This window comes from Psychrobacter sp. JCM 18901 (genome assembly GCF_000586435.1).
GTDB lineage: Bacteria > Pseudomonadota > Gammaproteobacteria > Pseudomonadales > Moraxellaceae > Psychrobacter.
Map to the genome: position 1 here is coordinate 485,596 of NZ_BAWH01000001.1, position 24,966 is coordinate 510,561.

Here is a 24,966-nt window from a genome sequence, read left to right on the forward strand (position 1 = left end):
CTTTTTTTTATCTGTGTACGATTAGGCTAGAGAAGCCATAAAAAAATCGCGTGCTCACAAATTCGCGACGTTTCGTGAAGCTAGTATAGGCCGCCAATAATAGGACATTTATCCATAATACTAGCGCTGTAGCCACCCCGCAGCCTGCACCGCCCATTTCTGGCATGCCAAATAACCCATGAATAAAAATATAGTTCAAGGGGATATCTGCGAGTAGGCCAATGATACTAATGACAGTCACAGGCTCAGGACGACCCAATGCCTCACAATAACTGCGTAGAACAGCATATACAGCGAGCGCTGGGAAACCAAATGAAACACCATGTAAATATTGCGTTGCTATCGGCTGAATGTTTTCTGGGACACCCATAATACCAAGAACATTGGGAGCCAAATTAACAATGATAAAACCGATAATGCCAATGACACTGGCGTCCATAAGGACTGCTGCGTGATATGCGGTACTTGGCCGTGCTGGTCTTGACCAATCGCTTCACCAATCAGAGGCGTGGTTGCGATAAGCACACCTGTGGCCAATAAAAACAATGGTAGCCAAATACCAGAGCCAACGGCTACCGCAGCCAAATCAAGCGCTGAGACTTGACCTGCATGATGGCATCGACCACGCCAAGTGCGGCTTGGCAAAACTGAGTGATTAAGATAGGGAGGGCAAGTACGCCTAAACGTAAGCTGTAGCTTTTAAAATCTTTGAAAGACAATGGAAAAACCATGGTAAGCAACTTTTTATTCTTTGCGGTAATTGTTATTAAGGTTATTATTAATAAACAAACACTGCTATCAATCGATTAAGGTTGACGCAGCAAGGAGAGCGTAGTGCCGACGATAATACTCCGATAAATAATATGAGCAAGCTTATAATGTTGCATAAGTAGATAGGCAGAGTATGAAAATAAAAATAAAGACACTAAAATAAAAATAACCCGTCGATCCAAGTAGTGGATTGACAGGTCATATACATAGTAAGATGGTAAAGAAGCCACACTATGATGTCAACGCTTTAGCGCCGCTATACAGGTATTAATCTTAGGTTTTTTTGTACTCTATTTCATAGTTGATGAACAACAGATAATAGCCAACTCAATGAGTTTAATCCGGCAGCAACTCAAGTGTCTCCGCCATATCCATAATCGATCGCCAATGTTTGGGCTCTAATGGAATCACTGTTAACTGCTGACAGCCTTTCCTCAATAATAACGAGTCTTCCAAAGCTGGCAAAAACTTTAGCTCTGATAGTGGTAATACCTCTGTAAAAGCTTGCTCAAAAGTGAGATCGACCATATACCAGCGAGGTTCCTCTTCAGTCGCAATAGGATCATAATGACGGTGTTCAGGGTGAAACTGAGTAGGATCAGGATACCCTGCTGTAGTAACTGTCATAGTACCAGCGACTCCAGATGGCTTGGCGCTAGAGTGATAAAAGAATACCTTGTCACCAACTTTCATATCATCACGCATAAAATTACGTGCGCGGTAGTTGCGGACACCGTCCCAACCGTCGGTGCCCAAGCGCTGCAAATCTTCAATACCAAAAAATTTAGGGTTGGATTTCATTAACCAATACGCCATATACCTATCCTTCGATTTTTTTATTTATTTTTCAATTTGTTCTTAAAATTATCAGAGTTAGTTTCTCTTAACTCATTCTCAAACCCGTTTTTAATAGTTTCTGTTCTTAGTAGAAGCTGTTTTTAACATATTCTCTATATATTGCCCATAAGTTGCCATGGTGAATAGGGCGTTTATACGTGTTTTTGTTAATAGTTTTATGATAGATAGGCTTTTCTTTATCTCATCTAGTCGCTATCCTAGCGTTACTTTTGATATCGATCATTATTGCTCACTACAAAATAAGTTTATTTATGCCCAAAGTGAATACAGACAGTATGCCAAATGACCTGAATACGTTAAGTCTTACTGAACCAACGACGGATACTATCGAGGTCAATGTGACAGACATTCCATTGTCTCTTTACATTCACATCCCGTGGTGTGTGAAGAAGTGTCCTTATTGCGATTTTAATTCGCATGAGCTACCGATGGACAGTGAGCTATCCATGTATGAAGAATACGTCGATGCGTTACTGCTAGACGCCGCAATGCAGCAGCCTTTAACTCAGGGCCGAAAAATTGGTTCGATATTTATTGGTGGTGGTACGCCATCTTTGCTACCCATTGCTCAGTATCAGCGACTGTTTACTGGTTTACGGTCATGTTTTGAATTTGCAGAAGACATCGAAGTCACGATGGAGGCGAACCCTGGCACGCTTGAGTATGCACCATTTTCTCAGTATTTAGAGGTCGGTATCAATCGTCTGTCTATCGGCGTACAGAGCTTTGCCGCCGATAAGCTAAAGGTACTGGGGCGTATCCACGATCCTGTGCAAGCGTTATCAGCAATTCGAGCTGCCAAAGCGGCTGGATTTGTACGGGTTAATGTCGACCTGATGCACGGTCTACCGCAGCAAACCATGAATGAAGCGCTAGAAGATATCCAAATGGCGCATGATGCTGGCGCAACGCATATCTCTTGGTATCAACTGACTATTGAACCAAATACCGTGTTTTACCGTAGCCAGCCTATTTTACCCGATGAAGACAATTTGGCAGATATAGAACAAGCAGGTCAGTCGTTATTGCAGCAATTAGGCTATAACAACTATGAGGTATCTGCGTGGGCAGGTGAGTCAGACAAACCATGTCGTCATAATATCAACTATTGGCAGTTTGGCGACTATTTAGCAATCGGCGCAGGAGCACATGGTAAAGTGACGATCAGTCGTAATGACAGTATCGATAATGGCTCTTTAGAACTAAGAAATAAAATGGAAGATGACTTGTTAGTAACGCCAGGCATCTATCGTTTTAGCAAATCACGTTTGCCAAAAGATTATGTAGTGGTGAGTTCAGATGCCACAAAGGAATCTGACATAAACCAAATAACACCAAAAATGGTTGGCTGGCAAGCGATTGATCAAGAAGAGTTGGTGAGCGAGTTTATGTTAAATGCGCTGCGCCTACACGGCGGCGTTGCTTGGTCGATGTTTGAAAAGAGAACTGGATTAGCGCTCAATAGTGTTATTAAACAAGTAAACAGTCTAGTTGCACAAGGGTTATTGGTAGATAGTGATACGCAGTTGCAACCGACTGTATTAGGTCAGCGTTATCTCAATCAAATATTACGCGCTTTTTTTATAAAACGGCACTTAGATGATTGTTTAATAGCAGCGAGGTACTAACATAAAAAAGGCTTATCAAATAAATGATAAGCCCTTTATAAAATCTAAAAAAATCAAACCTTAGATTTTATCTTGTACGTCTTGTGCGCCGCCAGTTACAGCATCACCAGCGCTTGATACGTCTTGGCCAAAGCCTTTGAACGTGTTGCAACCAGTTAGAACGAACATAGCAGTTAAAGATGCGATGATTACTTTTTTTCATAATAGTATCCTCAAAGATAAATGAGTGGTTATAAGTAACAACAGTGATGCTAAGCATCGTGCTCAAGATTCACTGAAGAGGTATTGGATGAGACAGTCATACATAAATGCTATCGCGTTATCCATTACAGACATCATAATGAAAGTTAAAAACGCTGCACAGTATCAAAATGTAATTATTGGCAGTAAACTGTAACTTTCGATTACCTACCGCTCATAAATTTAAATAATAGAGCGCTGAATATTTGTGGAGTAAGAATGACCATCCATATCGTGCTAGTAGCACCAAAAATGCCAAGTAACACTGGCAATATTATTCGACTGTGTGCCAATAGCGGGGCACAGCTGCATTTAGTAAGACCGTTAGGGTTTGAGCTTGATGATAAAAAGCTACGCCGCGCAGGCCTTGATTATCATGAATATGCTCATTTGCAAGTGCATGACGATTGGACAGCTGCGAGACAAGCTCTAAAAACTGCTGATTGCAATGTCGTTACCGCATTGACAACCAAGCTTAGCAAACCGTTTTACGATTATGACTTTGGTAAAAACTCGGACTCTGACGCATCTGATAATTCTGCTATGCCTAATATTGCGCTGGTTTTCGGTTCTGAGACAGCAGGTCTGGCAGACGATATACGTGAAGATATTGGTGCTGATAACTGGCTAAGATTGCCCATGCTAGCTGACTCGCGCAGTTTGAACTTATCAAATAGCGTAGCCATTTGTTTGTACGAAATATGGCGTCAGCAAGGATTTTCAGGCGATGAAGGTCGTAGTATTGGGTATGAGACATTAACAGTCTATGACCCAAAATAGCTATTTGTTTAAACAATAGCTATAGATTTAGAAATATTTGCGTACTCAATGAGCAGTTATACACTGCTCATTAATCTATGATGATTTTATAGTGCGACGTCGATCATATCTTATCGCTTATCATATCTTATCGACTATAAAGCACTTATAAACAGTTTGGTGGTTTGGGTAAGCCTGCTAAGCGATTGACATGACGTGCAACCAAACCTGTATTAAACAATTGCTGTAGCTTTTGATTGCTAATATTAAGTTCTGGCAAAGTTTTTTTGTAGCCATTTGATTAGTGGACGGGTTGCTGGCGCGTGATTAAATTTGTCAAAAACGCGCGCACTTGTTGTAAAATTTCTAAATGCTCATCGCTCAGATTGACCTCGAGTGTGTCTGCCAATTGCTGTGCGATAGCAGGTGTCCAAATTGTATGATCACACAGATGACCGTCTTGATCTAGTTCGATATCAGCCGCCGATAATGCAGCGTTGTGAGTAGTCATGTCATTACTCATAAGGCAATCGTCACCACTTTGTCAATCTGACTGCTCTGAGTCAGATTCACCCATTCTGCGTCGGTTAAAATAGCAGTCAACTTAGTCTCTAAATTAAGTTTGCCAGTTGTATTTGCCGTGAGCTGTGCGATGTCATCTGCTAATGCGTAAATACCAGCAATACCATCTATATCGCTATCATTTAAATAAGCATTGAGCCAGTCGATAAAAGCAGGGGTGCTGCCGAGCAATATAATACTATCGCCTTTGCGCCAAGTGCGAAACATCTCTTCAGTACTGCGTCTAAGGGTATCCATCGTGCTATGCAATTGATATAAAGTTGCCATAAAAGTGTCCGATTACGTGCTTTATTATTTTATAAATCTAAGTTATACAGTGATTTAAAAGGTAAGTATCTGCTCAAAGTCTTGCGAGTTGATGACCTCTGGCACGAGTGTGAGCTGTGAGGCCAGATCTGTTGGCAGCATACCAGTGACCCAGCCACTAAAGACATCATCAGGTAGCCAAGCTGCGGGCATATCGTAAAGCTCAAGTGATTGAATCATGCCATGCAGCCGCGAGTCAGATTGCATCAATAAGCCAAAGACAGGCGCATCTAAGAACAGTTGCACTTCATGACCAAATGTCGCTAAAGTTAGCGCAAGCGCACAACCTTCGTAGCTTGCTGCTTCAGTGGGCGTGTGCAGCTGAATTAATAATCTCATTATGTATTCCTAAAAATAGTTACCGCTACCGGTGATCTCAATAGACAAACCATCAAACGACACGCTATCAAAATTGTATCAAACGACAGTTATCCTGCATCATCATCGCAAGTTCACTGAGTCCCACTAATGTAAACCCTGTCGCAAGATTGGCACCGTCAAGCTGATGGCGTGAGCTATTGTCTACATCACTCACGCCGCGGCTAAGGGCTGTACTGACACAGACAGGCAGGGGTAATTGATACTGCTCAGCCAAAGACTGCCATTCTTTGGTCAAGTCTAATTGATCGGCTGACTGCCAACGCAATCGATTGGCTATATGAGCCGAGTCGCCATAAAAGAAGACGTTGAGCAGGGGTTGTTCAGAGGTAGTATTATCGCTGCTGCCTGTACTATTAGTGTCAGTGTTATCAACATCATGACTATTCGCTGCGCGATTCAGGTAAGCGCGTGCATAGCGTAACGCCAAGTGTGCCAGTGGGTGACTAGGGTCAGCAGTAATCAGTAGTAACGGGGTAGTGGTCGTCATAAGGCGCAGTATCACATATTATAAATAAGAGTTTAAAAATTATGGCCGAGTTGCTATAAATGCTTTGTATAAAGTCATTTGGTCGTTATTATTATAGTGCTTGTGTGCAAATTTGCGTGACAGAAAACAGAATTTATACTGATAATGAGACATGCAGCGGATCATACTGTCACATCAAATAGCGGCGCGTCGTCTCTATCAAAGATGTTTATGCTAACATAAAGCGCCGCAAACCAAGTAGAGTCACTGTTATTTAACGTGGTTTTATCTCAAGTGTAAGCACATTGAGTATTATTATTTGATGCTGTGACTGCCTCGTAAGAAAAAACAATAAACTTATGAGCTAGGTTCACGTAGTCTTACCATTCTATGTAAGGAGTTTTTGTCACTATGTTACCTGCTATGCCCTCACGTGTGAACAATGGTACAGATTATCAGCCTACCGTAGAACAACTGCAAGTCCTGCAGACAGCGAGCGAGTTTGCTTATCAGATTTGGGAAAGTCGGACCGTTTCATGTCAGACGTTTTTGCGTAGCTATCCATTGAATAGTACGCTGACCCGCCAGCAAATTGATGATCTGATACAAGATTATACGCTAGATGAGAACTATCAACTCGCTGATGAAATCAAGGTCATGAGTGGTTTGCGTCACTTGCGCACGCTGCTGATGATGCGCTGGATTTGGCAAGATGCCTTGCAGACGATCAGTCTGGAGCAGCTGACCGATGAGTTGTCTGAGTTTGCAGATGGCTGTATCTCTTTTGCTAAGGATTATACTTATCAGCACTTGGTTGCTAAGTATGGCGAGCCGACCTTTATCAATGAACAAGGCAATGTACAGATTGATGATATGGCAATCATGGCCATGGGTAAGCTTGGTGCGCAAGAGCTGAATTTATCAAGTGATATTGACCTAATCTTTGTACATCAAGCGCGCGGAGAGACCAATGGTAATAAAGCAAAAGGCACACGTAGCATAGATAATAAACGTTTTATGACCAGATTGGGTCAAGGCATTATTAAACTGCTCGATAACAAGACCGCCGACGGTTTTGTCTTTCGAGTAGATATGCGCTTACGTCCATGGGGCGATGGTAGTGATTTGGCCATTCATCTGTCCGCATTACAAAAATACTTTACGATGCATGGCCGTGCATGGGAGCGTTTTGCTTGGTTAAAAGCACGCGTAGTCGGACAAATAGACCAGCCATTTTATGAAGAAATACAAGCGCTGATTAAGCCATTTGTTTTTCGTTATTATGTGGACTACAGTGCGTTTTCAGCATTGAGAGAAATGAAGTCTCTTATCCAAAACCAAGTTGCACAGCGTGAAGACTTGGACAATATCAAGCTTGGTGCGGGCGGCATTAGAGATATTGAGTTTATTGTACAGGCCTTTCAGCTTATCTATGGTGGTCGGCATCCACAGCTGCAAATAAAACCTTGCTTGCAAGCGATGCAAGTATTGTGTGAGCTTGGCTACTTGGAGCATTCAACTTACGAGCAGCTACAAGCCGCGTATCGGTTTTTACGCCGGCTTGAGCATGCTATTCAAGCGATTAATGACCAACAGACCCAGCGCTTACCACATGATGAGCAATGGCAGCATAATCTAGCAGTGACGCTGAATTTTGAAAACTGGCATGCCTTATTAGATCAGCTTAATCGTCATCGCGAAAGTGTCAATGTGCCGTTTGAGCGTATGGTCACTGAGCGCCAAGTACCTGATAACGAAGATACCGACCTAGAGCCAGAGCACTTAGATGAGCAAATTGCCCGTTTAAATGAAGTGCTAACAAAAGAAAATCGCGAGGTACTACAGAATTTTTGGCAATCAAAAATGGTGGCTAATTTAAGTGATGAAGCCAGAGGGCGTTTAGACGACGCATATCCTGTCATTGTCCATGCGTTGTTAGCGCATCAAGAACAGCAGCAACTTGCCAATACTGCTTTACCGAGATTGATCTCACTGCTTGAAGCGATTTGTCGCCGTTCTATCTACTTGGTCATGATTGCTGAAAACCCTAATGCAACGATTGAGCTGATTCCAATGCTATCTGCCAGCCCGTGGATCGCAAAAGAGTTGGCTCAGTATCCTGTATTATTGGATACATTTTTGCAGCAGCGTTATCGCCATCTGCCAGATAAGCGTGAGCTGCGTGATATCTTGCGCCAACAGTTGCTACGCGTCGAGCCAAACGATGAAGAAGAGCTGTTAAGCGTCCTGCGACTGTTCAAAAAGAATCAAGTGTTGGCGGTTGCTGCTAGCGATGTATTGGCGGAGCGTCCAATAATGAAAGTGTCGGATTCATTGACTTATATCGCTGAAGTAGTACTAGAAGCAGCATTGGAGCGTGCTTTTGCAGAGATTGTTAACCGTTATGGGTATCCTATTGGCCAAGATGGCGACCCAGTCACTGAAGCGGACTGCGGCTTTGCAATTATCGGTTATGGCAAGCTTGGTGGCTTAGAGCTATCGTATTCTTCAGATTTGGACTTGGTATTCTTACACAAGATAAAAGAGCAAGGCATGACCACTGGTGAAAAATCAGTCAGTGGTATGAAGTTTGCCGCGCGTCTTGTACAAAAACTGATGAATTATCTCAATACTCAAACCCGTGATGGCCGTGCCTATGAGATTGATATGCGTCTGCGACCCTCAGGAAATGCTGGCATGATGGTAGTGTCTTGTCATGCGTTTGAAACCTATCAAATGGATAAAGCATGGTCATGGGAGCATCAAGCGTTGGTACGTGCTCGTGCGATTTGTGGAGACAGACGAGTCACTGCACGCTTCTGTGATATTCGCCGCGATGTCTTGTCGTTGCCACGGACACTGGATCAAGTACGTAGTGAAGTTACTAGCATGCGTATCAAAATGCAAAAGCATCTAGGCACGAGCCAATGGCAGCAGGAAGCGGGCAAATTTCATCTTAAGCAAGATGCAGGCGGTATTGTAGACATTGAGTTCTTAGCACAGTTTGCCGTATTGGCCTACTCGCATGAATATCCGAGTTTGACCAAATGGAGCGATAATGTGCGAATTTTTGCAGAAGTTGCCTTGCTTGGTATTTGGGATGACCAAGTCTGTCAGGATTTGACCGATGCCTATCTAAGAATACGTGCTGCCACGCATCAATTGGCACTATCAGAGCAGTCTTTGCTCGTTGATGAGTCATTGTGGCAGGAGACGCGAGCGTTAGTACAGTCACAATGGCAGCATCTTATGGGTGTGGAGACAGACGACGAGTAATATCGTAACTTGTATGATTAAGGCCTTGCCGATAGTCCAAGAGACGCTTAAACTGTAAGGCCTTGTGATAATTAAAAAGCGTAATTAAAAACTATAGGGTCTCAAACCAAAAGATTTCATTTGCCAATACGGCCAGTGATATAATCGGTCACACATCATCTTAATACTGTTAGCTGTTCGTCATAATCAAGCTGTGCTTTAAGCAATAAAAATGGGCACTGCGGTGTTATCATACGATGTTGATCACTACTGTTAAATAAAACCTACCTAAAAAAGTTAGACGTCAGTGCTAGCATAAGGACAATAAAATGAATATGGCAACACAAGATGGTAAGCTTTGGATGAATGGCACGATGATCGAACAGCCAGATGCTAAAGTTCATGTGCTCACACATAGCTTGCATTACGGCATGGCTGTGTTTGAAGGCGTACGAGCTTACCAAACAGCGGATAATCGTACTGCTATTTTCCGCTTAAAAGAACATACCGAGCGTCTACTTGGCTCAGCTAAAATCTTTCAAATGGACGTACCTTTTGATGCTGCCACTCTAGAGCAAGCACATAAAGATGTGGTAAAGCAAAACAACTTGGCAGAAGCCTATATTCGTCCGCTTATTTGGGTAGGTGCAGAAAAGCTTGGCTTATCTTCACGTGACAATAGCATCAATGCTATGGTTGCTGCATGGCACTGGGGTGCTTATCTTGGTGAAGAAGGCATCAAAAACGGTATCCGTGTAAAAACGTCATCTTATACGCATCACATGCCAAACGTGACTATGTGTAAGGCTAAAGCCTCTAGTAACTATCCTGTATCTATCATGGCCAACCAAGAAGTGACGCGTAATGGCTATGACGAAGCTATCTTAATGGATCCACAAGGGTTTGTATGTCAGGGTGCGGGCGAGAACTTATTTTTGGTAAAAAAATGGTGAGCTACATACGCCAGACCTATCAGGTGGTGCATTAGACGGTATCACCCGTCGTACTATCTTGCAGTTCGCAGCTGACCTAGGTATCAATGTCATCGAACGCCGTATCACTCGTGATGAGTTTTACTTAGCTGACGAGATATTTATGACAGGTACTGCTGCTGAAGTGACGCCTATTCGTGAATATGACGATCGCATCATCGGTAATGGTGGCCGCGGTCCATTGACTGAAAAACTACAGACCTTATACTTTGATGTGGTTCATGGCCGCAACGAGAAATATATGGACTGGTTAAGCTTTATTGATTAAGCTTTATTAATTAAGTCTTAACATGACGCTGTATAAAGAAAGCTAAGACTTTGATGGTCTTGGCTTTTTTTGATTTGTTATGGGGAGGATATCGACAAGCTCGCACATATATGATGGATGTTGTATCATAGCTGCGCTTGGCCGCTAATTATCTATTAGCAAGCATCATGAAGCTGGTCATCTGTAGGCCATACTGCCGAGCGTGACACAGCTTTGGCGCAAAGGTGTGCCGGGTAAAAAAAATGTGCTAGGTAAAAGCTGGGTAGAAATAGTATAAATTCGCCCCTTTTTCTGGTATTGGTCGTACGCCTAATAAAACAATGGAGAAGCCGTTGAGAGTCTTACATTTTGTCACTGGTGGCTTTTCAGGAGCGACGAAAGTTGCTATTGATTTGGTCGAGGCTCACGATCAAATCGAATCAACGGACAGCCTATTAGTATTGCGCCGAAAAAAAACGACGGTCGCAGAAAAGCTGACAGAGCTTGAAGAAAAAGGCATCGACTATCAAATAGTCACAGGTAAGACGCACCTTGCGACTGTCCATGAATTAAAAAAACTATGTGAGCAATGGCAACCTGACATATTGGTTGCGCATGGGTTTCCTGAGCACTTACTTGGAAGACGAGCAGGACTGTTGGCACAGGTGCCTTACCTAGTACAAGTAGAGCATAATTCTAAAGAGCGCTACACACCGTGGACGCGACATCAAACACGTAAACTCAGTAAATCTACGGCCAGTATTGTGGCGGTCTCTGAAGGAGTGGCTCAGGTGTTGTCTTCGCAAGGTCTTCATGCACCCATTCATGCCATTCCAAATGGTATCGATACCACTCGATTTGGAGGTGCTCACCCCATAGCTGTCCATCAAAGGTCGCAAGATCTGATCATGGTGGGGCGCTATGCCAAAAGTAAGGATCATGTTACTTTGATCGAAGCGCTACAGCAGTTAAAACAAAAAGGTGTCACTCCCACCCTGACTCTAGTAGGGAGTGGCCGTAAGCGCTATCAAAAACAAATACATGACCTAGTGGCTCGTTATGAGTTACAAGATCAAGTGACCTTTATAGAGTACAGTAGTGAGGTTGAAAAGCTATTGCGCCAACATAAAGTGTTTGTCATGTCGAGCCGTTTTGAAGGGTTGAATCTTGCAGTATTAGAGGCTATGGCCAGTGGCTGCGTCGTAGTAGGTAGCACCGCGATGGGGGTAAAAGAGCTGATTGATGATAAAGCAGATGGATTTTTATTTCCTATCGGCGACTCAGCAGTGCTAGCAGATATCTTAGAGACCGTGCTGTCTGATCCAAAAAAACTACCAAGCGTTTGCTCATGCCGCAAGAGAAAAAGTCTTAAACCACTATGATAAAAATTATGTCACTCAGGCATATTATGAGTTGTTTAAGCAGCTGTTAAGTCAGTCTGAGTAGTATTTTATCACTCTAAACATCGGTAGCTTGATAAAAAGGAATTTGACTTTTTATATGACGCTCGACTTTTCTTATATTTCGTGTATTGATGGTCTTGCTCATTGATCGAAAAGGTATGATAAGCTTTTCGCCAATACCATCGACCAATACAAACTCTGGCTTCCCTTGTCGCTGTTCGGTGTACATAATGCCAGCAATATTGACCTCTCCAAATACCACGTGCATATCACAACACTCATCAAAAAACTGATCTAATGCTGCCGCGTGACGGTCAGTAAACAGCCCTTCTTTTACCAGATCATAGACTGAGAAAGCCCGACCACTAGGTGAGGTGATTCTCTCGGTGACCAGGCCTAGTCCTTGGTCTGTCGCAACAAAACCGTACACCGTCTCGATAGGAAAGGTGAACTTCAACGCTCCATAATGACTTTTACAAAGCTGCAGGTACTGTAGTAGCTCTCTACGAAACTGCCTATAGATGCCTTGGGATCTGTGCGCGCGCAGTTTATACTGCCCAGCTCTACCGCCATCAGGCGTCGCATGTTCAGACTTTATGATTTTGATAACTTTGTTGCTATCGTCTGGATATTCAAAGACTATTTTTTGAGTCCCTTCACCTAGTGGTTTTAATTGTTCGATATCTAACATTGATTAATCATTCCTGTCTGGCTAAGAATCTAAGCAAGAATTATTAGCATATAAAACTATAATTTATAATAATTAATAGTCATTCACTAAGTGGTCTAAAAAAGAACCTTTTTTAAACGTCCGATACTTATAAGTTAGTTTGTGAATACTGGACTCTCTTTTGATAATATCTAAAAAATCTTTATTAAAATTTTTATCTAAAGATTCCTGTAAAAGATGTGGCTGTTTATTAGATAAGAAAGCTTGAGCCTGCCACTTATTCAGATATTCCCTATTAGAGTGAATTACATTATATGCAATAAAATGGAAACAGAAATAATCAATCAGCCTAGCCTCATTTTTCCAGTAATTAAATAGTGTTTGTTTTATATCTTTAATAAAGGGCTGGTTCGGTTGAGCATGCATAAACCAACTAGAAAAAGCATGAAATTCATAATTTGGATGGTCTTCTGGTACATAAAAAGCAAAAAAAATCTGAGTTTAGTATTTTATCTTGAGGACTGCTGGTTAATAAGACGGTGGCATCAATCCACGTTCCACCATACTTTTCTAGTAAGCAAATACGGACGATATCAGAAAAATGAGTATTCGAGATAATGCCAGCTTTCTTTTTTCTAAGAATGAAGTCTGGCAAATCTATGTATGCTAATAAACTATTTTCATCTAGTATAATAATATCTCGTCCAGATGAGTGTTCTTCAACACTTTCAAAGCATTTTTTGATAATGGGAGGTGCTTGGTCAGAACCTTGAAACCATAGCTGCCATATAGGCAGTTCTTTAGGGGGAACTCTCTTTGAAATTGGATGCTCGGTAGAAGTTTCAGTGTATTGCTTAAGATAGTTTTGTACTTGCAAGTTTTTTCTATAATCTACCTTCATTACCGTATTTAGATACTGTCTAAAATCTCGTCTTAATTTTCTAAAAGGTACTAATGTAGAAGCAATTTTTATCAGCCTAATAGAGTTTTTATGTGAGATCATATTTTTATCCAAAATTTAATGATTAGAGGCTAATTATAGTATCAGTAAGTCTTTTGTTATCAGTATCATCAAAGCTAAGGTTGAATAATTTGATAGTGTTTTGACGTTGCACCGATAATGTATCATTCCCTGCTAGCTTCTTTAGCATTATACTGAGTAGAGACTCTAAGTCATATAACTTTTCACCAACTACTATGTTCTCTACTTCGTTATAAATCTCACGGCTTTTTGATTTATAGACATGCTCGTCAAATACATAAAATAAGATAGGTCTATCTAATATTAAATAGTCAAAAAAATATTGAAGAGTAGTCTGTGATTAAGCAATCAGCTTCAGACAAACATATGTTTGTATCTGTAGAACCGTCAATAAATATAATGTTATTGTACATGGTTGTATTGATATTATTTTTAGTATTAGGATGAAGTTTGATTTTAAAGAGACAGTTGTTTGTTTGGCAAAAATCATTGATTTTATCTAAGTCTAAATAGTCGCTATTTAAAAAATCGACTTCAGTATCACGCCAAGTAGGTGCATAAAGAAATACATATTCCTTACTATCGGATGGTTTTAGTGATTTTAGATAAACAGTGCGTGGATATGGAAAGTTTAGGATTTGGTTTTTACTAATTTTAAAAGCTTTTCTATAAGAATAGCTATATACAAAATTAGAGGGGCACAAAACATAGTTCACAGCCCTATAGATTTCAGGATGTTTTATTTTACTTCTGATAGAGCCATCAAACTTACGCGTTAAAGGACCTTTTTTGATATCAAACTCAATTTTTTTAAGAGGAATGCCATGCCATAAGTTAATTGCGATAGCATTTTTACTATATTGAAAACCTATATCAGAGATGTAACAGGTATATATAAAGTATTTAGCTGTAAAGCTGTGAACAATAGCTTTGTAGCTACCTTTGATATAGCATTCATAGCCTAATGAGGAAATATAGAAATATTCACTTTTGTTCTTTGCTATCCATATCTTGCGAATATTGTAAGGGTTGTATGCATCCTCAAACAAGTAGCGACTGTTATCGGAAAAAGGACTGTGACTTGCAAATATCCATTTTTTAGGATTTCTTCTGAATAGTCCTGAAACTAAATAAATAACTCTCTTCAATACTTTGTCAATCATAAGCTTATTCTTTTATTAGTTCGATTACTTCTGTCGTAGATATTGAAGGTGTACGACTTAAATATATAACTTCACAAATATCACTACAGAAGTCAAACCGTCCTTTCCAGTCATCACCCATGACTAGAATATTTGCTTTACAATCTATAATATATTGTTTTTTTAGATCCAATGACTCTTCGTAGAAAACTTCATCAACATAGCGTATAGATTTAATTATTTCCATCCGAGATGACTGGCAATAAATAGGATTTTTTTGCTTCTTATCAAAATTTAAAGCATCGGTTGAGATACCAACAGTTAGAAAATCACCGTATTCTTTAGCTCTTTTTAAGATATTTAAGTGACCGATATGAAATAAATCAAAGGTGCCGAAAGTGATTACTTTTTTTATTCATATATATCTCTTTGTAGTATGCAAAATATTTACTGAAACATTACTTCTTTAGCAAACAATGTTTTTTTTGCTTGACGCATCAGCCGAGAAGTCTCTCGTTTAACTTTGTGTAGACCTGTTTTTCTCTCCGAGTGCATACGATCTTTGCGCTCTTTTACAAGCGCACTAGGGAGCGCGGGCTTTTCTTTATTTAAAAGCATTTCTTGTATACATAACGCAGGCATCATCTGGTACACAGGTTCTGAGCCGCAAGCGATAAAGTCATCAAACATCAGCTCATCAAGTGGTCGTAGTTGATTCTGAGCAAGAGAGTCTAGATACTTTTGTGCGCCTTGCAAAGTAAGTATATAGCCTGCCGTTCCTAAGTTTTCGCCCTTTAATTGAGTTATATACCGATTCGTTGACTCTATAGGATACATATCAGACGATACAAAGACCTTTTTAGTAAAGGCTTCTATCTTAATGATATGCCATTCTCGTTTTATCCAGTCAGATGAATTTAGTAAAAACTCGGCATCCTTGCCCAAATAAACATCGTCTTCAAAGATTGCCAAATAGGGTATCTTCTCATCAATCATTTTTTTTGCCAAACTGAAACATGACTCATCATACACGCAAGCTCGCCAGCTGTAAGGTTGCTGTCTTCTAAGTTGATTGGCAAGTTTTTGGCGTATGATGCCGCTATATCTGGCGTCAAAGCGTCGAAAAACTCAAAATCAATATGATGGTTTTGGAACTCGTGGGTGATATGCTGTCTACGGTCTATAGCAGATTTAAGGCTGATAACGATACTTTTCATAATATAAGGGCTACTTATGGGAATATGAGTTTTTGATGGCAATACTTTTGTTATGCAGTATTCTTTTTTTCTTTTTTTAAGCTATAAGACCAGTCTCTATTCTCTAGCTCTTTACGTTGGATGTTTTTTTGCTTTTGCTTCACTCCAAATATCACTGTCCATATCCGTGGGCGTGACCAACGCTGGCCAAACCCCCAAACCTTTAGCGCTTTGGCTGAGCCAGTTTTGAAAAAACACATCAACTGGCATGGTAATCGTTTTGCCTTTTTCTATAAACTCTGCTGCCCCTTTTCTAGACCATATCAACCTAGGCCTAAAATAGGAAAATAATAAGCATGCCACAAAGTATGATTATTAATTTGGGTAATATCTTTCGCTAGCTTTCTTTTATTAGCGGCAATATTAATTAAATGCCACTCCAGATTTTTATTGGCGTACAAAAAAATCTAACAACTGTATGGTAACGCTCTTAAAATAATTAGACAACTGCATATCATCTTCTAAAACGACTAGGTAGTCGGCATCGCTCTCTAAAAATGCCGACACACAATGATAGTGGCTAAGATAGCAACCGATCTCGGAGTTTAAAAGGCTACGACCGAGAGTCTGTCTTGCTTGCCGGTCGTCATAATCCTCAAAACTAGACAGTGGTTTGCCACGTCCATCAAAAGCAGGAAACCTCTCAAAACTCCAATCGATGCTATCGAGTTGTTGTTTGGCACTTTCCAGCCGCTCATTACTACCATCAAGATTGATTAGATAGGTCTGTATTTTCATAGTTCTCATTAAGTATTAATGTCCTTTAACACGATTGCTATTTGCAGAGGTCCAATTCATAATTTCATATAAAAAGCAATCATCATTGCCAATGGTCTTTTAACCATGGGCTTGGCTTCACATGTCGATACCATTTACCGCCACTACCAGCAATTGCATCGGGCGGGTTAATCTCACCATGGAAGATAACGATTTTTGCATTATCCGGCAGAGTAGGTGTGCGTACAAAGTTAAAAGGAATCGGCGCAATACATTGGTACTTGAAACTGACACACCATGTCTTATCCCAATACTCTAGGTGGTGATGTTCACGCAAATAGTTAGAGAGGTAAGCCTGCTCGTGACGTACTTGGGTGCGAATGGTTTCAAAGTTCCGCTCAAAATTGGACAGCAAATCAGGATAGGTATTCATGCCAATATTAAAGCGATAAACAGAGCTATTGCCAATCATGCGCCAAGGTTTTTTTCCAGTCGCGGATGATGACGACACTGTCCTCATGCTCAGCTTGGTAAGTAAAAAACGCATCGATATTATCGACAATGACGATATCAATATCTAAAAATAGGGCCACACCTTTTAAATCATATAGCTCAGGCTTAAAGGTAGTCAGTTTTTTCCAACCACGTTCCGGACCTGCTGGCAAATCCATATCGGGTATAGGATAACAGGCAATCGCAGGGTCAATACCTGTGCTGTCATCGGTCAAGCAAACCATTTGGAAATCTAAGGTTAGATGTCGACTAATCATGTTATAGAGACGATTGACGTATTCAGGACCATATTTGTCGCCCCATTTCATACAGATGATATAACGCTGTTCAGCAACATTTGTGCTGGTCTGATTAGGATCTGTAGATGAATTCTTAGTTACGTCAGATGTCATAGTGCACTCGTATTGAGATAATAGTCAGATAAATGAAGGACTAATAAAAGTAAAAGAATATAGAGTTCAGCCAATATTAGCATAGCTGTGACTGATGGTACGTCTAAACTGATGGTATGTCTAAATAGTGCAACGCTAGGTTGGTGATGACTAATGATTGTCGAGCTTAGTGTTATCATTTTTAACGCTATCGTTGATATCGCTAGCAGAACGATTAGAAACGTTAGAATGGTGAGATTTGATAAAGGCCGCTAACGTCTCTTGATCTGCCTGATAAGGATTATTCAAACTTGGTATATGCTTAAAACGTCGATAGCCCCACATATAGTGACTACAATTGTCCCTAATTATGTGCTCCATGGCCTGATTGAGAGCGTGAGTCGCCACTTCAGTATTACGGTCGTATAAAGCAGGATCGTCGAGTTTGTAGCAGTAAATATCAAAGCCGCGTCCATCGGTACGGCGAATACAAGATAAGCCAACCAGTGCACATTTGGTTTTGCTTGCCAATTTGGAGGCAAGGGTGCTAGTTAGGGTTTCGATACCAAAGAACGGAACGACAACGCCGCCTGATGGCTCTGGAACGTGGTCTGGCAGTACGATACTAAAACCACCTTGCTTGAGTGTTTTAAACACGGCTTTAACGCCGCTACCATCAGTAGGTACCAAAGTCGCGTTGAGTCGCGCACGTCCTTGAAGGATAAAATCGTTAGCGAATTTGCCGTCAACTGGCTTATACATAATGGTTGGCGCACCAAACTGGTTGAGCCAAGCATTCATCATCTCCCAAGTGCCGAGATGCGGTACGATAGCAAGCATGCCATTTGGATTGGCAAGACCCTCTAAAAAAATGTCTTTATTATGGACATCACGAATCTGAGCGATACTCCACTCAGGTGGCATCGCCCAGCTTTTTATAGATTCAATACTGGTCAAACATTGATGATAAATAATGTCTTTGGTCAATGCGCGCTTTTGCTGCTCAGACAGTGTATGAGTAATCAGCGCCATATTGATCTGAATGGTACGCATGATACTTAGACTGGGTATCTTAATGATAACCCACGCAACAAAACGTGCCAGCATCTGCAATACAGACAATGGCACGACTTTGAAAATATGATACGGATTCATGACCACTCACATGGCAATGAATCACGTAGCAAGCACTGTAGACAGCAACCGCGCATCATCAAACGATTTATTCAGCAGGCTTGTTGGTATCAGCCTGTGCTTTTTCACGCACACGGATACCAAGCTCACGTAGTTGTTTGCTATCAACGCCAGCAGGTGCTTGAGTCAATGGGCAATCAGCCGTTTTGGTTTTTGGGAAGGCGATAACGTCACGGATAGAGCTTGCGCCTACCATCAACATAATCAAACGATCCAAACCGAATGCTAGGCCGCCATGCGGTGGCGCACCGAATTTTAGAGCATCAAGTAAGAAACCAAACTTGTCTTCAGCTTCTTGCTCACCAATGCCCAAGGCTTCAAGTACAGCTTGCTGCATATCGTAAGTATTGATACGTAAACTACCACCACCAATCTCAGTACCGTTCAATACCATGTCATAAGCGATAGAAAGGGCAGATTCTGGGTTGTTTTTCAACTCTTCAACTGAGCCTTTAGGCTTAGTGAACGGATGATGCATTGACGTCCAACGACCATCGTCAGTCTCTTCAAACATTGGGAAGTCAGTTACCCAAAGTGGTGCCCATTCACAAGTCGTCATTTCAAGATCTAGACCGATTTTTTGGCGTAATGCACCAATTGCATCGTTCACGACACTGGCTTTATCCGCACCAAAGAAGATAATGTCGCCATCTTCTGCAGCAGTACGCTCGATCAAGCTCACAAGCACGTCATCAGTCATGTTTTTGATGATTGGAGACTGTAGGCCTGACTCTTTATCCACACCGTTGTTGATGCTGCTAGCGTCATTGACTTTGATGTAAGCCAAACCGCGTGCGCCATAAATACCAACAAATTTGGTATAAGCATCGATTTGCTTACGGCTTAATGATGCGCCACCAGGAATGCGTAGGGCAGCCACACGACCTTTAGGATCGTTCGCAGGGCCAGCAAATACTTTGAAATCGACGTCTTTCATCAAATCTGCAACGTCAACCAACTTTAGAGGAATACGTAAGTCAGGCTTGTCTGATGCATAGTCACGCATTGCTTCTGCGTAAGTCATGCGTGGAAACTGCTCGAACTCAACGTCCATCATTGTCTTAAACAAATGCTTGATAAGACCTTCGTTGATGTTCATGATTTCTTCTTCGTTCAAGAAAGAAGTCTCAATATCTACCTGAGTAAATTCAGGCTGACGATCAGCACGTAAATCTTCATCACGGAAGCATTTAGCAATTTGATAATAACGGTCAAAACCTGACACCATCAATAATTGCTTAAATAGCTGTGGTGACTGCGGCAAGGCAAAGAAGTTACCTGGACGAGTACGTGATGGTACAAGATAATCACGCGCACCTTCAGGCGTTGCACGAGTCAAGATAGGCGTCTCAACATCCAAGAAACCATGGTCGTCTAAATAACGACGAATCGCTGACGTTGCTTGGCACGGAACACCATACGCTCTTGCATTTGCGGACGACGCATATCAAGATAACGATACTTTAGACGCAGGTCTTCAGATACAGTCGTTTTTTTCGTCATTCAATGGGAATGGCGGCGTTTCAGATTTAGCCAGTACTTCAATTTTTTTTGCCCAATAGCTCAATTTGGCCACTGGTCATACTATTATTTTCAGTACCTTCATAACGGCGACGTACGCGGCCAGTTATCTTTAGCACGTATTCAGGACGTACAGCATCAGCTGCTGCGAAAGCTTCTGGGGTATCAGGGTCGACCACGACCTGTAAGATACCAGCGCGGTCACGCATGTCTAAGAAAATCACGCCACCGTGATCGCGACGACGATGTACCCAGCCTACGATACTAATGGTTTGCTCAAGCAAGCTCTCGGTTACGGCTCCGCAATATTCGTCTCGGTATTCGCTATGCGTCATAGTGCTTTGCGTCATAATATGGTTATCCAGTTATCAGCCCAATTCGAAGTACAATAATGCAGCCATTGCTGTGCGTTTCAAGCTATTTGCAAAAAAAACACACAAACAACGCGATTAAGACATATGGTCATCACGTTGGCTGCAGAAAATTTGATATAAACGCATATTATGCCTAATCTGCCTTTGTTATACAACCGGCTGAGTTCAATCAAAGAACAGTAGTCTGCAAGTATCTAACGTATTTATTCAGTGATATTTATATTGGGTTAAATATTGTCATCATGCTTGAAAACACCGCTTAGTGTGCACATATCAACCGCACGCTAATAAAAACAGCCATATCAATATATTTACTGACTTGAGGATTTGTAACCATGCTATTTCATCCCCCTAAAAACCCTGTTGAGCTTAAAATACGCCACTTAAATGATGCTCAAAAGCAGCGCCGTGAAGATTTGATGGAAGCCACCCAAGGCAAAGCTGCCCTCAAACAGTTCAAAAAAAGTCATGGCCAAAAAAAGCCAAGCAAGCATTGAAAGCAAAGACTAAAAATAAGAAAAAAACATACCGATGACAAGGCACAAGTTTTTGTGCTCGATTTTGACGGTGATATAAAAGCAACTGCAGTCAAACATTTGCGTGAAGAAATCAGTACTCTAATTAGTACCGCAAATAAAGGTGACGAAGTTATCGTCCGTCTCGAATCAGGCGGTGGTCTGGTACACGGCTATGGTTTGGCCGCAGCACAGTTGGTTCGCCTAAAGGATGCTGGCTTAAAATTGACGGTTTGTGTTGATAAAGTGGCGGCGAGCGGTGGTTATATGATGGCTTGTGTAGCAGACAAGGTAGTAGCCGCACCATTCGCTATCATTGGTTCAATCGGTGTGGTGTCGCAGCTGCCAAATTTCCATAAATGGCTAAAAAACCATGACGTCGATTATGAGATGTTTACCGCTGGTGACTATAAGCGTACGGTGACTGTATTTGGTGAGAATGATGCCGAAGACCGTGCCAAATACCAAGAAGAGCTAGAGCAGACGCATGAGCTATTCAAACACTTCGTAAACAATTATCGTCCAGAACTCGATGTTGCCAAAGTAGCTACGGGTGAACATTGGTATGGCGAAGATGCGTTAAAGCTTAATTTAATTGATAGTCTACAGACTTCAGACAGCTATATTTTGGAACGTATGGAAGACAACGAAGTGTACGCACTATATTCACGTCAGAAGCCGACGTTGGCAGAAAAATTAGGATTGGCTCAAGCAGCAGAAGCGACACTGAGCATGGCCGTAGATAAATTACCTGATGCACTTGCACGTTTTGATTTAAATAGTCGCCTAAATATTCTGAAATAATGTTAGTTATCATTATGATAGTTAAGTAAGGGTGCTTTAGTGCTCAGAAATTTTTAGATACATTGTTTATATTTTGTAAAAAGGCGTGGCCTAGCTGGTCGCGCCTTTTTGCTGTTTATTGACAATTGCTGTGTTATAAATGTAGCTCACGGAAAACAGTATACGTGCGTGCACTAAAGCTCTAGTAGAGCTTTTTATCAACATTTGATTCAGACAATCAATAAAGAAAAGGAAGTCATTTATGTCTAACGACAATTTAATGTTTACCGCAACAGAACATGGTCAAGCCATGCATGCCAAAGTCAAAGCGTTCATCGAAACGAATATTGAGCCTATCGAAGCCCAATTCTGGAAGATTGTCATAAGAAAAACCCTGATGGCAATTGGGAAAACTGGGATTGGCCAGAAGCCTACGAAAACCTACGCAAGCAAGCACGTGAAGAGGCTTGTGGAATTTATTCTTGCCAGATGACACATTAGGTGCAGGACTATCAGTCACTGATTATGCGCCTATCGCAGAGTTGACTGGTCGTAGTTTGCTAGCACCTCATGTATTTAACTGCAATGCACCTGATAGCGGTAATATGGAGCTATTATGGCGTTACGGTACTCAAGAGCAGCAAGACAAGTGGCTTACCCCAATCCTAGAAGGTAAGACACGCTCTGTATTCTGTATGACTGAGCCTGACGTGGCTTCAAGTGATGCAACCAATATGCAAGCAACCGCCGTAGTAGATGGTGATGAGATTGTCATCAATGGTAGCAAGTGGTGGTCATCTGGTCTTGGTGATCCAGCGGTTGATGTCTTGATTGTGATGGCATATACCGCGGATGAAAGTGCAGACCGTCATCATCAGCATTCGATGGTACTTGTGCCAGTCAACACACCAGGTGTAAATATTAAACGTATGCTTAAAGTGTTTGGTGATTATGATGCACCGCACGGCCATGGTGAAATTAGCTTTGAAAATGTGCGTGTGCCAGTCAGCCACTTTATTGGTGGACCTGGTAAGGGATTTGAGATTGCCCAGGGTCGTCTAGGGCCAGGTCGTATTCATCATTGCATGCGCTGTATCGGTGCTGCCGAAAAATCTCTTGAGTTAGCGGTCAAGCGTGGTATGTCACGTACTGCCTTTGGTAAGCCATTACTACAATTGGGTGGTAACTTTGAGCGTATCAGCGAAGCCCGTATCAAAATCGACCAAGCACGCTTGCTCACATTGTACGCCGCCCAAAAAAATGGATGCTCAGGGTACCAAAGCCGCATTGACGGAAATCTCTGCTATTAAAGTAGTGGCGCCAACTGTGCTACAAGAAGTCGTCGATATGGCGATTCAGATTCATGGTGGTATGGGCGTGTGTCAAGATACCTTGCTACCGAATTTCTACGCGCAAGCACGTGTACTACGTTTGGCAGATGGTCCAGATGAAGTACATAAAACCATGATTGCTAAATTAGAGTTAAAACGTCAGGGCTTTAGTCGTTCTGCTAAATCTGACAAAGCTTAGTCTTAAGTTTGATCTTAACAAACGGTTGTGTGAGTTAGTTTTGATTTGCTCACGCAACTATCAAGAATAAGCCAATCAAAATGCTAATTAAGAATTCACTATTAACAACTTAGTAGTGAATTTTTCATCACTAGAGCGAGTCCTCATTTCAAAAATAGCGAGAAGAATGAGATAAATTGAATTGAGAACTGGCTCGCATATCTGTTATAAAAATAAATGACCACATGATAAGGAATGTCTCATGGCAACTGATAATAAAGTACTAGACAAAGGCGGTGCCGTACGCGAAGGTGAAGAGCTTGATGCCAAAGCAGTCAGTGAATGGCTTCGCGGTCAAGGCGTCGACGTGGTAGGCGAGCCTACGGTCACTCAGTTCTCAGGCGGCGCATCAAACTGGACGTATCGACTACAGTATGAGGGTGAAGATAAAAACCAAGACCTCATATTACGTCGTCCACCAAAAGGTACCAAGGCAAAATCTGCCCATGATATGGTGCGTGAGTACACCGTTCAAAAAGCATTAAAAGATGCTTATCCTTATGTACCTGAGATGATTGCGCTATGTACGGATGAAGCTGTTATCGGCGCTGACTTTTATGTGATGGAGCGGATGGAAGGTATTATTCCTCGTGCAGAATTACCAGAAGGTATCGATCTAAATCCTGAGCAAACGCGTCTGCTTTGCACCAATGTATTAGACGCTTTGGTAGAGCTGCATCAGATAGACTATACCGAGCATCCTGATTTGGTCAATTTGGGCCGCGGTGAAGGTTATTGCGAACGCCAGATCAGTGGTTGGGATAAACGGTATGTCAAAGCAAAGACGCCAAACGTACCGAGCTTTGCATTGGTCAGACAATGGCTTGCTAAGCACACACCAGCTGATAGCAAAACTTGTATCATTCATAATGATTGGCGCTTTGACAATGTCATACTTGATGCAGATGAGCCGACCAAAGTTATTGGCGTGCTCGACTGGGAGATGGCAACCCTTGGCGATCCATTGATGGACTTAGGTAGTGCGTTGGCTTACTGGATTGAAGAAGATGATAATATCATCATGCAGCAGTTCCGTCGTCAGCCAACACATTTAGAAGGCATGATGACGCGCGATGAAGTGGTTGAATATTATCTAAAACAGTCAGGTTTAAAGATAGATAACTGGACCTTTTATGAAGTGTTCGGATTGTTCCGCCTCTCAGGCATTATTCAGCAAATCTACTATCGTTATTATCATAAGCAAACCACTAATCCAGCGTTCAAAAACGCTTGGCTCGTTATACATGTCATGCATGCTAAATGTTTGAAACTGGTTGCGCAATACGAAGGCGAAGCTTTATTCAATGCGCATGTGCAGCCGCATTTAGAAGACATAGGCGTAGATGCTGCTGCTATTGAGCAGTTACCAAGCCCTGTTCAAAAGGTGGTCAAAAGTATTTTACCAAAAGGTTATTTTGCAAAAGCACCTGACTCTCCTGAAGCGTAAGCATTCAGCAAACCGTACTTTAGC

At 41.7% G+C, this 24,966-nt stretch carries 19 protein-coding genes and 9 pseudogenes; 9 read left to right on the forward strand and 19 right to left on the reverse strand.

Annotation, left to right across the window (positions count from 1 at the left end; all coding sequences use genetic code 11):
* Positions 1–7: 7 nt before the first annotated feature.
* The 3 genes and pseudogenes from TT11_RS16875 to TT11_RS02395 all read right to left on the reverse strand — a co-directional run bounded on the left by TT11_RS16875 (position 8) and on the right by TT11_RS02395 (position 1,587).
* A pseudogene (locus TT11_RS16875) lies at positions 8–645 on the reverse strand (MATE family efflux transporter).
* Entirely contained in the window at positions 573–731 is a 159-nt protein-coding gene (locus tag TT11_RS16880; RefSeq protein ID WP_370587739.1) for a hypothetical protein, read from the reverse strand. Before TT11_RS16880 ends, TT11_RS16875 begins: the two are co-directional and overlap by 73 nt.
* A 376-nt stretch (positions 732–1,107) precedes the next feature.
* Positions 1,108–1,587: an EVE domain-containing protein gene (locus tag TT11_RS02395; RefSeq protein ID WP_261868949.1), complete on the reverse strand. Its 480-nt coding sequence runs from the start codon at positions 1,585–1,587 to the stop codon at positions 1,108–1,110.
* 317 nt (positions 1,588–1,904) lie between these two features.
* On the opposite strand from TT11_RS02395, the gene hemW reads away from it, so the two are divergent.
* Positions 1,905–3,257, forward strand: coding sequence for a radical SAM family heme chaperone HemW (gene hemW / locus TT11_RS02400; protein WP_261868982.1), 1,353 nt, complete (start codon positions 1,905–1,907; stop codon positions 3,255–3,257).
* A gap of 60 nt (positions 3,258–3,317) precedes the next feature.
* Here hemW and TT11_RS02405 read toward each other — a convergent pair whose 3' ends face one another.
* Entirely contained in the window at positions 3,318–3,425 is a 108-nt protein-coding gene (locus TT11_RS02405) for an entericidin A/B family lipoprotein (RefSeq protein WP_261868950.1), read from the reverse strand.
* A gap of 291 nt (positions 3,426–3,716) precedes the next feature.
* Here TT11_RS02405 and TT11_RS02410 point away from each other — a divergent pair, with 291 nt between their 5' ends.
* Positions 3,717–4,277: a tRNA (cytidine(34)-2'-O)-methyltransferase gene (locus tag TT11_RS02410; RefSeq protein WP_261868951.1), complete on the forward strand. Its 561-nt coding sequence runs from the start codon at positions 3,717–3,719 to the stop codon at positions 4,275–4,277.
* A 145-nt stretch (positions 4,278–4,422) separates the two neighbouring features.
* On the opposite strand, the pseudogene TT11_RS02415 reads toward TT11_RS02410, so the two are convergent.
* The 4 genes and pseudogenes from TT11_RS02415 to tusD all read right to left on the reverse strand — a co-directional run bounded on the left by TT11_RS02415 (position 4,423) and on the right by tusD (position 6,012).
* A pseudogene (locus TT11_RS02415) lies at positions 4,423–4,779 on the reverse strand (TusE/DsrC/DsvC family sulfur relay protein).
* A complete protein-coding gene (locus TT11_RS02420) occupies positions 4,776–5,105 on the reverse strand; it encodes a hypothetical protein (RefSeq protein ID WP_261868952.1) in 330 nt (109 codons plus the stop codon). Before TT11_RS02420 ends, TT11_RS02415 begins: the two are co-directional and overlap by 4 nt.
* Before the next feature lie 54 nt (positions 5,106–5,159).
* Complete coding sequence (locus TT11_RS02425) at positions 5,160–5,483, reverse strand: hypothetical protein (protein WP_101204423.1); 324 nt, start codon at positions 5,481–5,483, stop codon at positions 5,160–5,162.
* A 67-nt stretch (positions 5,484–5,550) separates the two neighbouring features.
* Entirely contained in the window at positions 5,551–6,012 is a 462-nt protein-coding gene (tusD, locus tag TT11_RS02430; RefSeq protein ID WP_261868953.1) for a sulfurtransferase complex subunit TusD, read from the reverse strand.
* A gap of 390 nt (positions 6,013–6,402) precedes the next feature.
* Here tusD and glnE point away from each other — a divergent pair, with 390 nt between their 5' ends.
* The 3 genes and pseudogenes from glnE to TT11_RS02445 all read left to right on the forward strand — a co-directional run bounded on the left by glnE (position 6,403) and on the right by TT11_RS02445 (position 11,867).
* Positions 6,403–9,267: a bifunctional [glutamate--ammonia ligase]-adenylyl-L-tyrosine phosphorylase/[glutamate--ammonia-ligase] adenylyltransferase gene (gene glnE, locus TT11_RS02435; RefSeq protein WP_261868954.1), complete on the forward strand. Its 2,865-nt coding sequence runs from the start codon at positions 6,403–6,405 to the stop codon at positions 9,265–9,267.
* Positions 9,268–9,575: 308 nt separating this feature from the next.
* Positions 9,576–10,506 (forward strand): annotated as a pseudogene (locus TT11_RS02440) (branched-chain amino acid transaminase).
* 332 nt (positions 10,507–10,838) lie between these two features.
* Positions 10,839–11,867 (forward strand): glycosyltransferase family 4 protein, encoded by a 1,029-nt coding sequence (locus tag TT11_RS02445; protein ID WP_261868955.1) that lies wholly within the window; start codon positions 10,839–10,841, stop codon positions 11,865–11,867.
* 76 nt (positions 11,868–11,943) lie between these two features.
* Here TT11_RS02445 and TT11_RS02450 read toward each other — a convergent pair whose 3' ends face one another.
* The 7 genes and pseudogenes from TT11_RS02450 to TT11_RS16895 all read right to left on the reverse strand — a co-directional run bounded on the left by TT11_RS02450 (position 11,944) and on the right by TT11_RS16895 (position 15,866).
* Entirely contained in the window at positions 11,944–12,579 is a 636-nt protein-coding gene (locus tag TT11_RS02450) for a PhoP regulatory network YrbL family protein (protein WP_261868956.1), read from the reverse strand.
* A 72-nt stretch (positions 12,580–12,651) separates the two neighbouring features.
* Positions 12,652–13,561, reverse strand: a pseudogene (locus tag TT11_RS16885) (capsular polysaccharide synthesis protein).
* 22 nt (positions 13,562–13,583) lie between these two features.
* Complete coding sequence (locus TT11_RS16890) at positions 13,584–13,844, reverse strand: CDP-glycerol glycerophosphotransferase family protein (protein ID WP_370587753.1); 261 nt, start codon at positions 13,842–13,844, stop codon at positions 13,584–13,586.
* A gap of 7 nt (positions 13,845–13,851) precedes the next feature.
* Complete coding sequence (locus TT11_RS02465; RefSeq protein ID WP_261868958.1) at positions 13,852–14,703, reverse strand: CDP-glycerol glycerophosphotransferase family protein; 852 nt, start codon at positions 14,701–14,703, stop codon at positions 13,852–13,854.
* Between the two features lie 4 nt (positions 14,704–14,707).
* Entirely contained in the window at positions 14,708–15,097 is a 390-nt protein-coding gene (locus TT11_RS16620; RefSeq protein WP_370587755.1) for an adenylyltransferase/cytidyltransferase family protein, read from the reverse strand.
* A 32-nt stretch (positions 15,098–15,129) separates the two neighbouring features.
* Positions 15,130–15,678 carry a glycosyltransferase family 25 protein gene (locus TT11_RS02470; protein WP_370587740.1) on the reverse strand — a complete coding sequence of 183 codons (549 nt, stop codon included), beginning with the start codon at positions 15,676–15,678 and terminating at the stop codon, positions 15,130–15,132.
* Positions 15,675–15,866 (reverse strand): glycosyltransferase family 25 protein, encoded by a 192-nt coding sequence (locus TT11_RS16895; RefSeq protein ID WP_370587756.1) that lies wholly within the window; start codon positions 15,864–15,866, stop codon positions 15,675–15,677. The genes TT11_RS02470 and TT11_RS16895 overlap by 4 nt, the downstream gene beginning before the upstream one ends.
* Here TT11_RS16895 and TT11_RS16900 point away from each other — a divergent pair.
* Positions 15,825–15,935, forward strand: coding sequence for a hypothetical protein (locus TT11_RS16900; RefSeq protein ID WP_370587757.1), 111 nt, complete (start codon positions 15,825–15,827; stop codon positions 15,933–15,935). The two genes, TT11_RS16895 and TT11_RS16900, sit on opposite strands and share 42 nt — an antisense overlap.
* 14 nt (positions 15,936–15,949) lie before the next feature.
* Here TT11_RS16900 and TT11_RS02475 read toward each other — a convergent pair.
* The 4 genes and pseudogenes from TT11_RS02475 to aspS form a co-directional block, all read right to left on the reverse strand.
* Positions 15,950–16,676: pseudogene (locus TT11_RS02475) on the reverse strand (glycosyltransferase family 25 protein).
* Positions 16,677–16,758: 82 nt separating this feature from the next.
* Positions 16,759–17,476 (reverse strand): annotated as a pseudogene (locus tag TT11_RS02480) (glycosyltransferase).
* A 234-nt stretch (positions 17,477–17,710) separates the two neighbouring features.
* Complete coding sequence (locus TT11_RS02485) at positions 17,711–18,694, reverse strand: lysophospholipid acyltransferase family protein (RefSeq protein WP_261868959.1); 984 nt, start codon at positions 18,692–18,694, stop codon at positions 17,711–17,713.
* A gap of 67 nt (positions 18,695–18,761) precedes the next feature.
* Positions 18,762–20,589: pseudogene (gene aspS, locus TT11_RS02490) on the reverse strand (aspartate--tRNA ligase).
* Positions 20,590–20,963: 374 nt separating this feature from the next.
* Here aspS and sohB point away from each other — a divergent pair.
* From sohB to TT11_RS02505, 3 genes and pseudogenes are all read left to right on the forward strand, one after another.
* Positions 20,964–21,947: pseudogene (gene sohB, locus TT11_RS02495) on the forward strand (protease SohB).
* A gap of 259 nt (positions 21,948–22,206) precedes the next feature.
* Positions 22,207–23,456, forward strand: a pseudogene (locus TT11_RS02500) (acyl-CoA dehydrogenase family protein).
* 241 nt (positions 23,457–23,697) lie between these two features.
* Positions 23,698–24,942 (forward strand): phosphotransferase family protein, encoded by a 1,245-nt coding sequence (locus TT11_RS02505; RefSeq protein WP_261868960.1) that lies wholly within the window; start codon positions 23,698–23,700, stop codon positions 24,940–24,942.
* The last annotated feature ends 24 nt before the right edge of the window (positions 24,943–24,966 follow it).

What these genes read in the sequence shown, in the direction of transcription:
- TT11_RS16880 (WP_370587739.1), bottom strand. Translation starts at nt 731, where the DNA reads ATGGTTTTTCCATTGTCTTTCAAAGATTTTAAAAGCTACAGCTTACGT.
- TT11_RS02395 (WP_261868949.1), bottom strand. Translation starts at nt 1,587, where the DNA reads ATGGCGTATTGGTTAATGAAATCCAACCCTAAATTTTTTGGTATTGAA.
- hemW (WP_261868982.1), top strand. Translation starts at nt 1,905, where the DNA reads ATGCCAAATGACCTGAATACGTTAAGTCTTACTGAACCAACGACGGAT.
- TT11_RS02405 (WP_261868950.1), bottom strand. Translation starts at nt 3,425, where the DNA reads ATGTTCGTTCTAACTGGTTGCAACACGTTCAAAGGCTTTGGCCAAGAC.
- TT11_RS02410 (WP_261868951.1), top strand. Translation starts at nt 3,717, where the DNA reads ATGACCATCCATATCGTGCTAGTAGCACCAAAAATGCCAAGTAACACT.
- TT11_RS02420 (WP_261868952.1), bottom strand. Translation starts at nt 5,105, where the DNA reads ATGGCAACTTTATATCAATTGCATAGCACGATGGATACCCTTAGACGC.
- TT11_RS02425 (WP_101204423.1), bottom strand. Translation starts at nt 5,483, where the DNA reads ATGAGATTATTAATTCAGCTGCACACGCCCACTGAAGCAGCAAGCTAC.
- tusD (WP_261868953.1), bottom strand. Translation starts at nt 6,012, where the DNA reads ATGACGACCACTACCCCGTTACTACTGATTACTGCTGACCCTAGTCAC.
- glnE (WP_261868954.1), top strand. Translation starts at nt 6,403, where the DNA reads ATGTTACCTGCTATGCCCTCACGTGTGAACAATGGTACAGATTATCAG.
- TT11_RS02450 (WP_261868956.1), bottom strand. Translation starts at nt 12,579, where the DNA reads ATGTTAGATATCGAACAATTAAAACCACTAGGTGAAGGGACTCAAAAA.
- TT11_RS02465 (WP_261868958.1), bottom strand. Translation starts at nt 14,703, where the DNA reads ATGATTGACAAAGTATTGAAGAGAGTTATTTATTTAGTTTCAGGACTA.
- TT11_RS02470 (WP_370587740.1), bottom strand. Translation starts at nt 15,678, where the DNA reads ATGATTGATGAGAAGATACCCTATTTGGCAATCTTTGAAGACGATGTT.
- TT11_RS16900 (WP_370587757.1), top strand. Translation starts at nt 15,825, where the DNA reads ATGGTTTTGGAACTCGTGGGTGATATGCTGTCTACGGTCTATAGCAGA.
- TT11_RS02485 (WP_261868959.1), bottom strand. Translation starts at nt 18,694, where the DNA reads ATGAATCCGTATCATATTTTCAAAGTCGTGCCATTGTCTGTATTGCAG.
- TT11_RS02505 (WP_261868960.1), top strand. Translation starts at nt 23,698, where the DNA reads ATGGCAACTGATAATAAAGTACTAGACAAAGGCGGTGCCGTACGCGAA.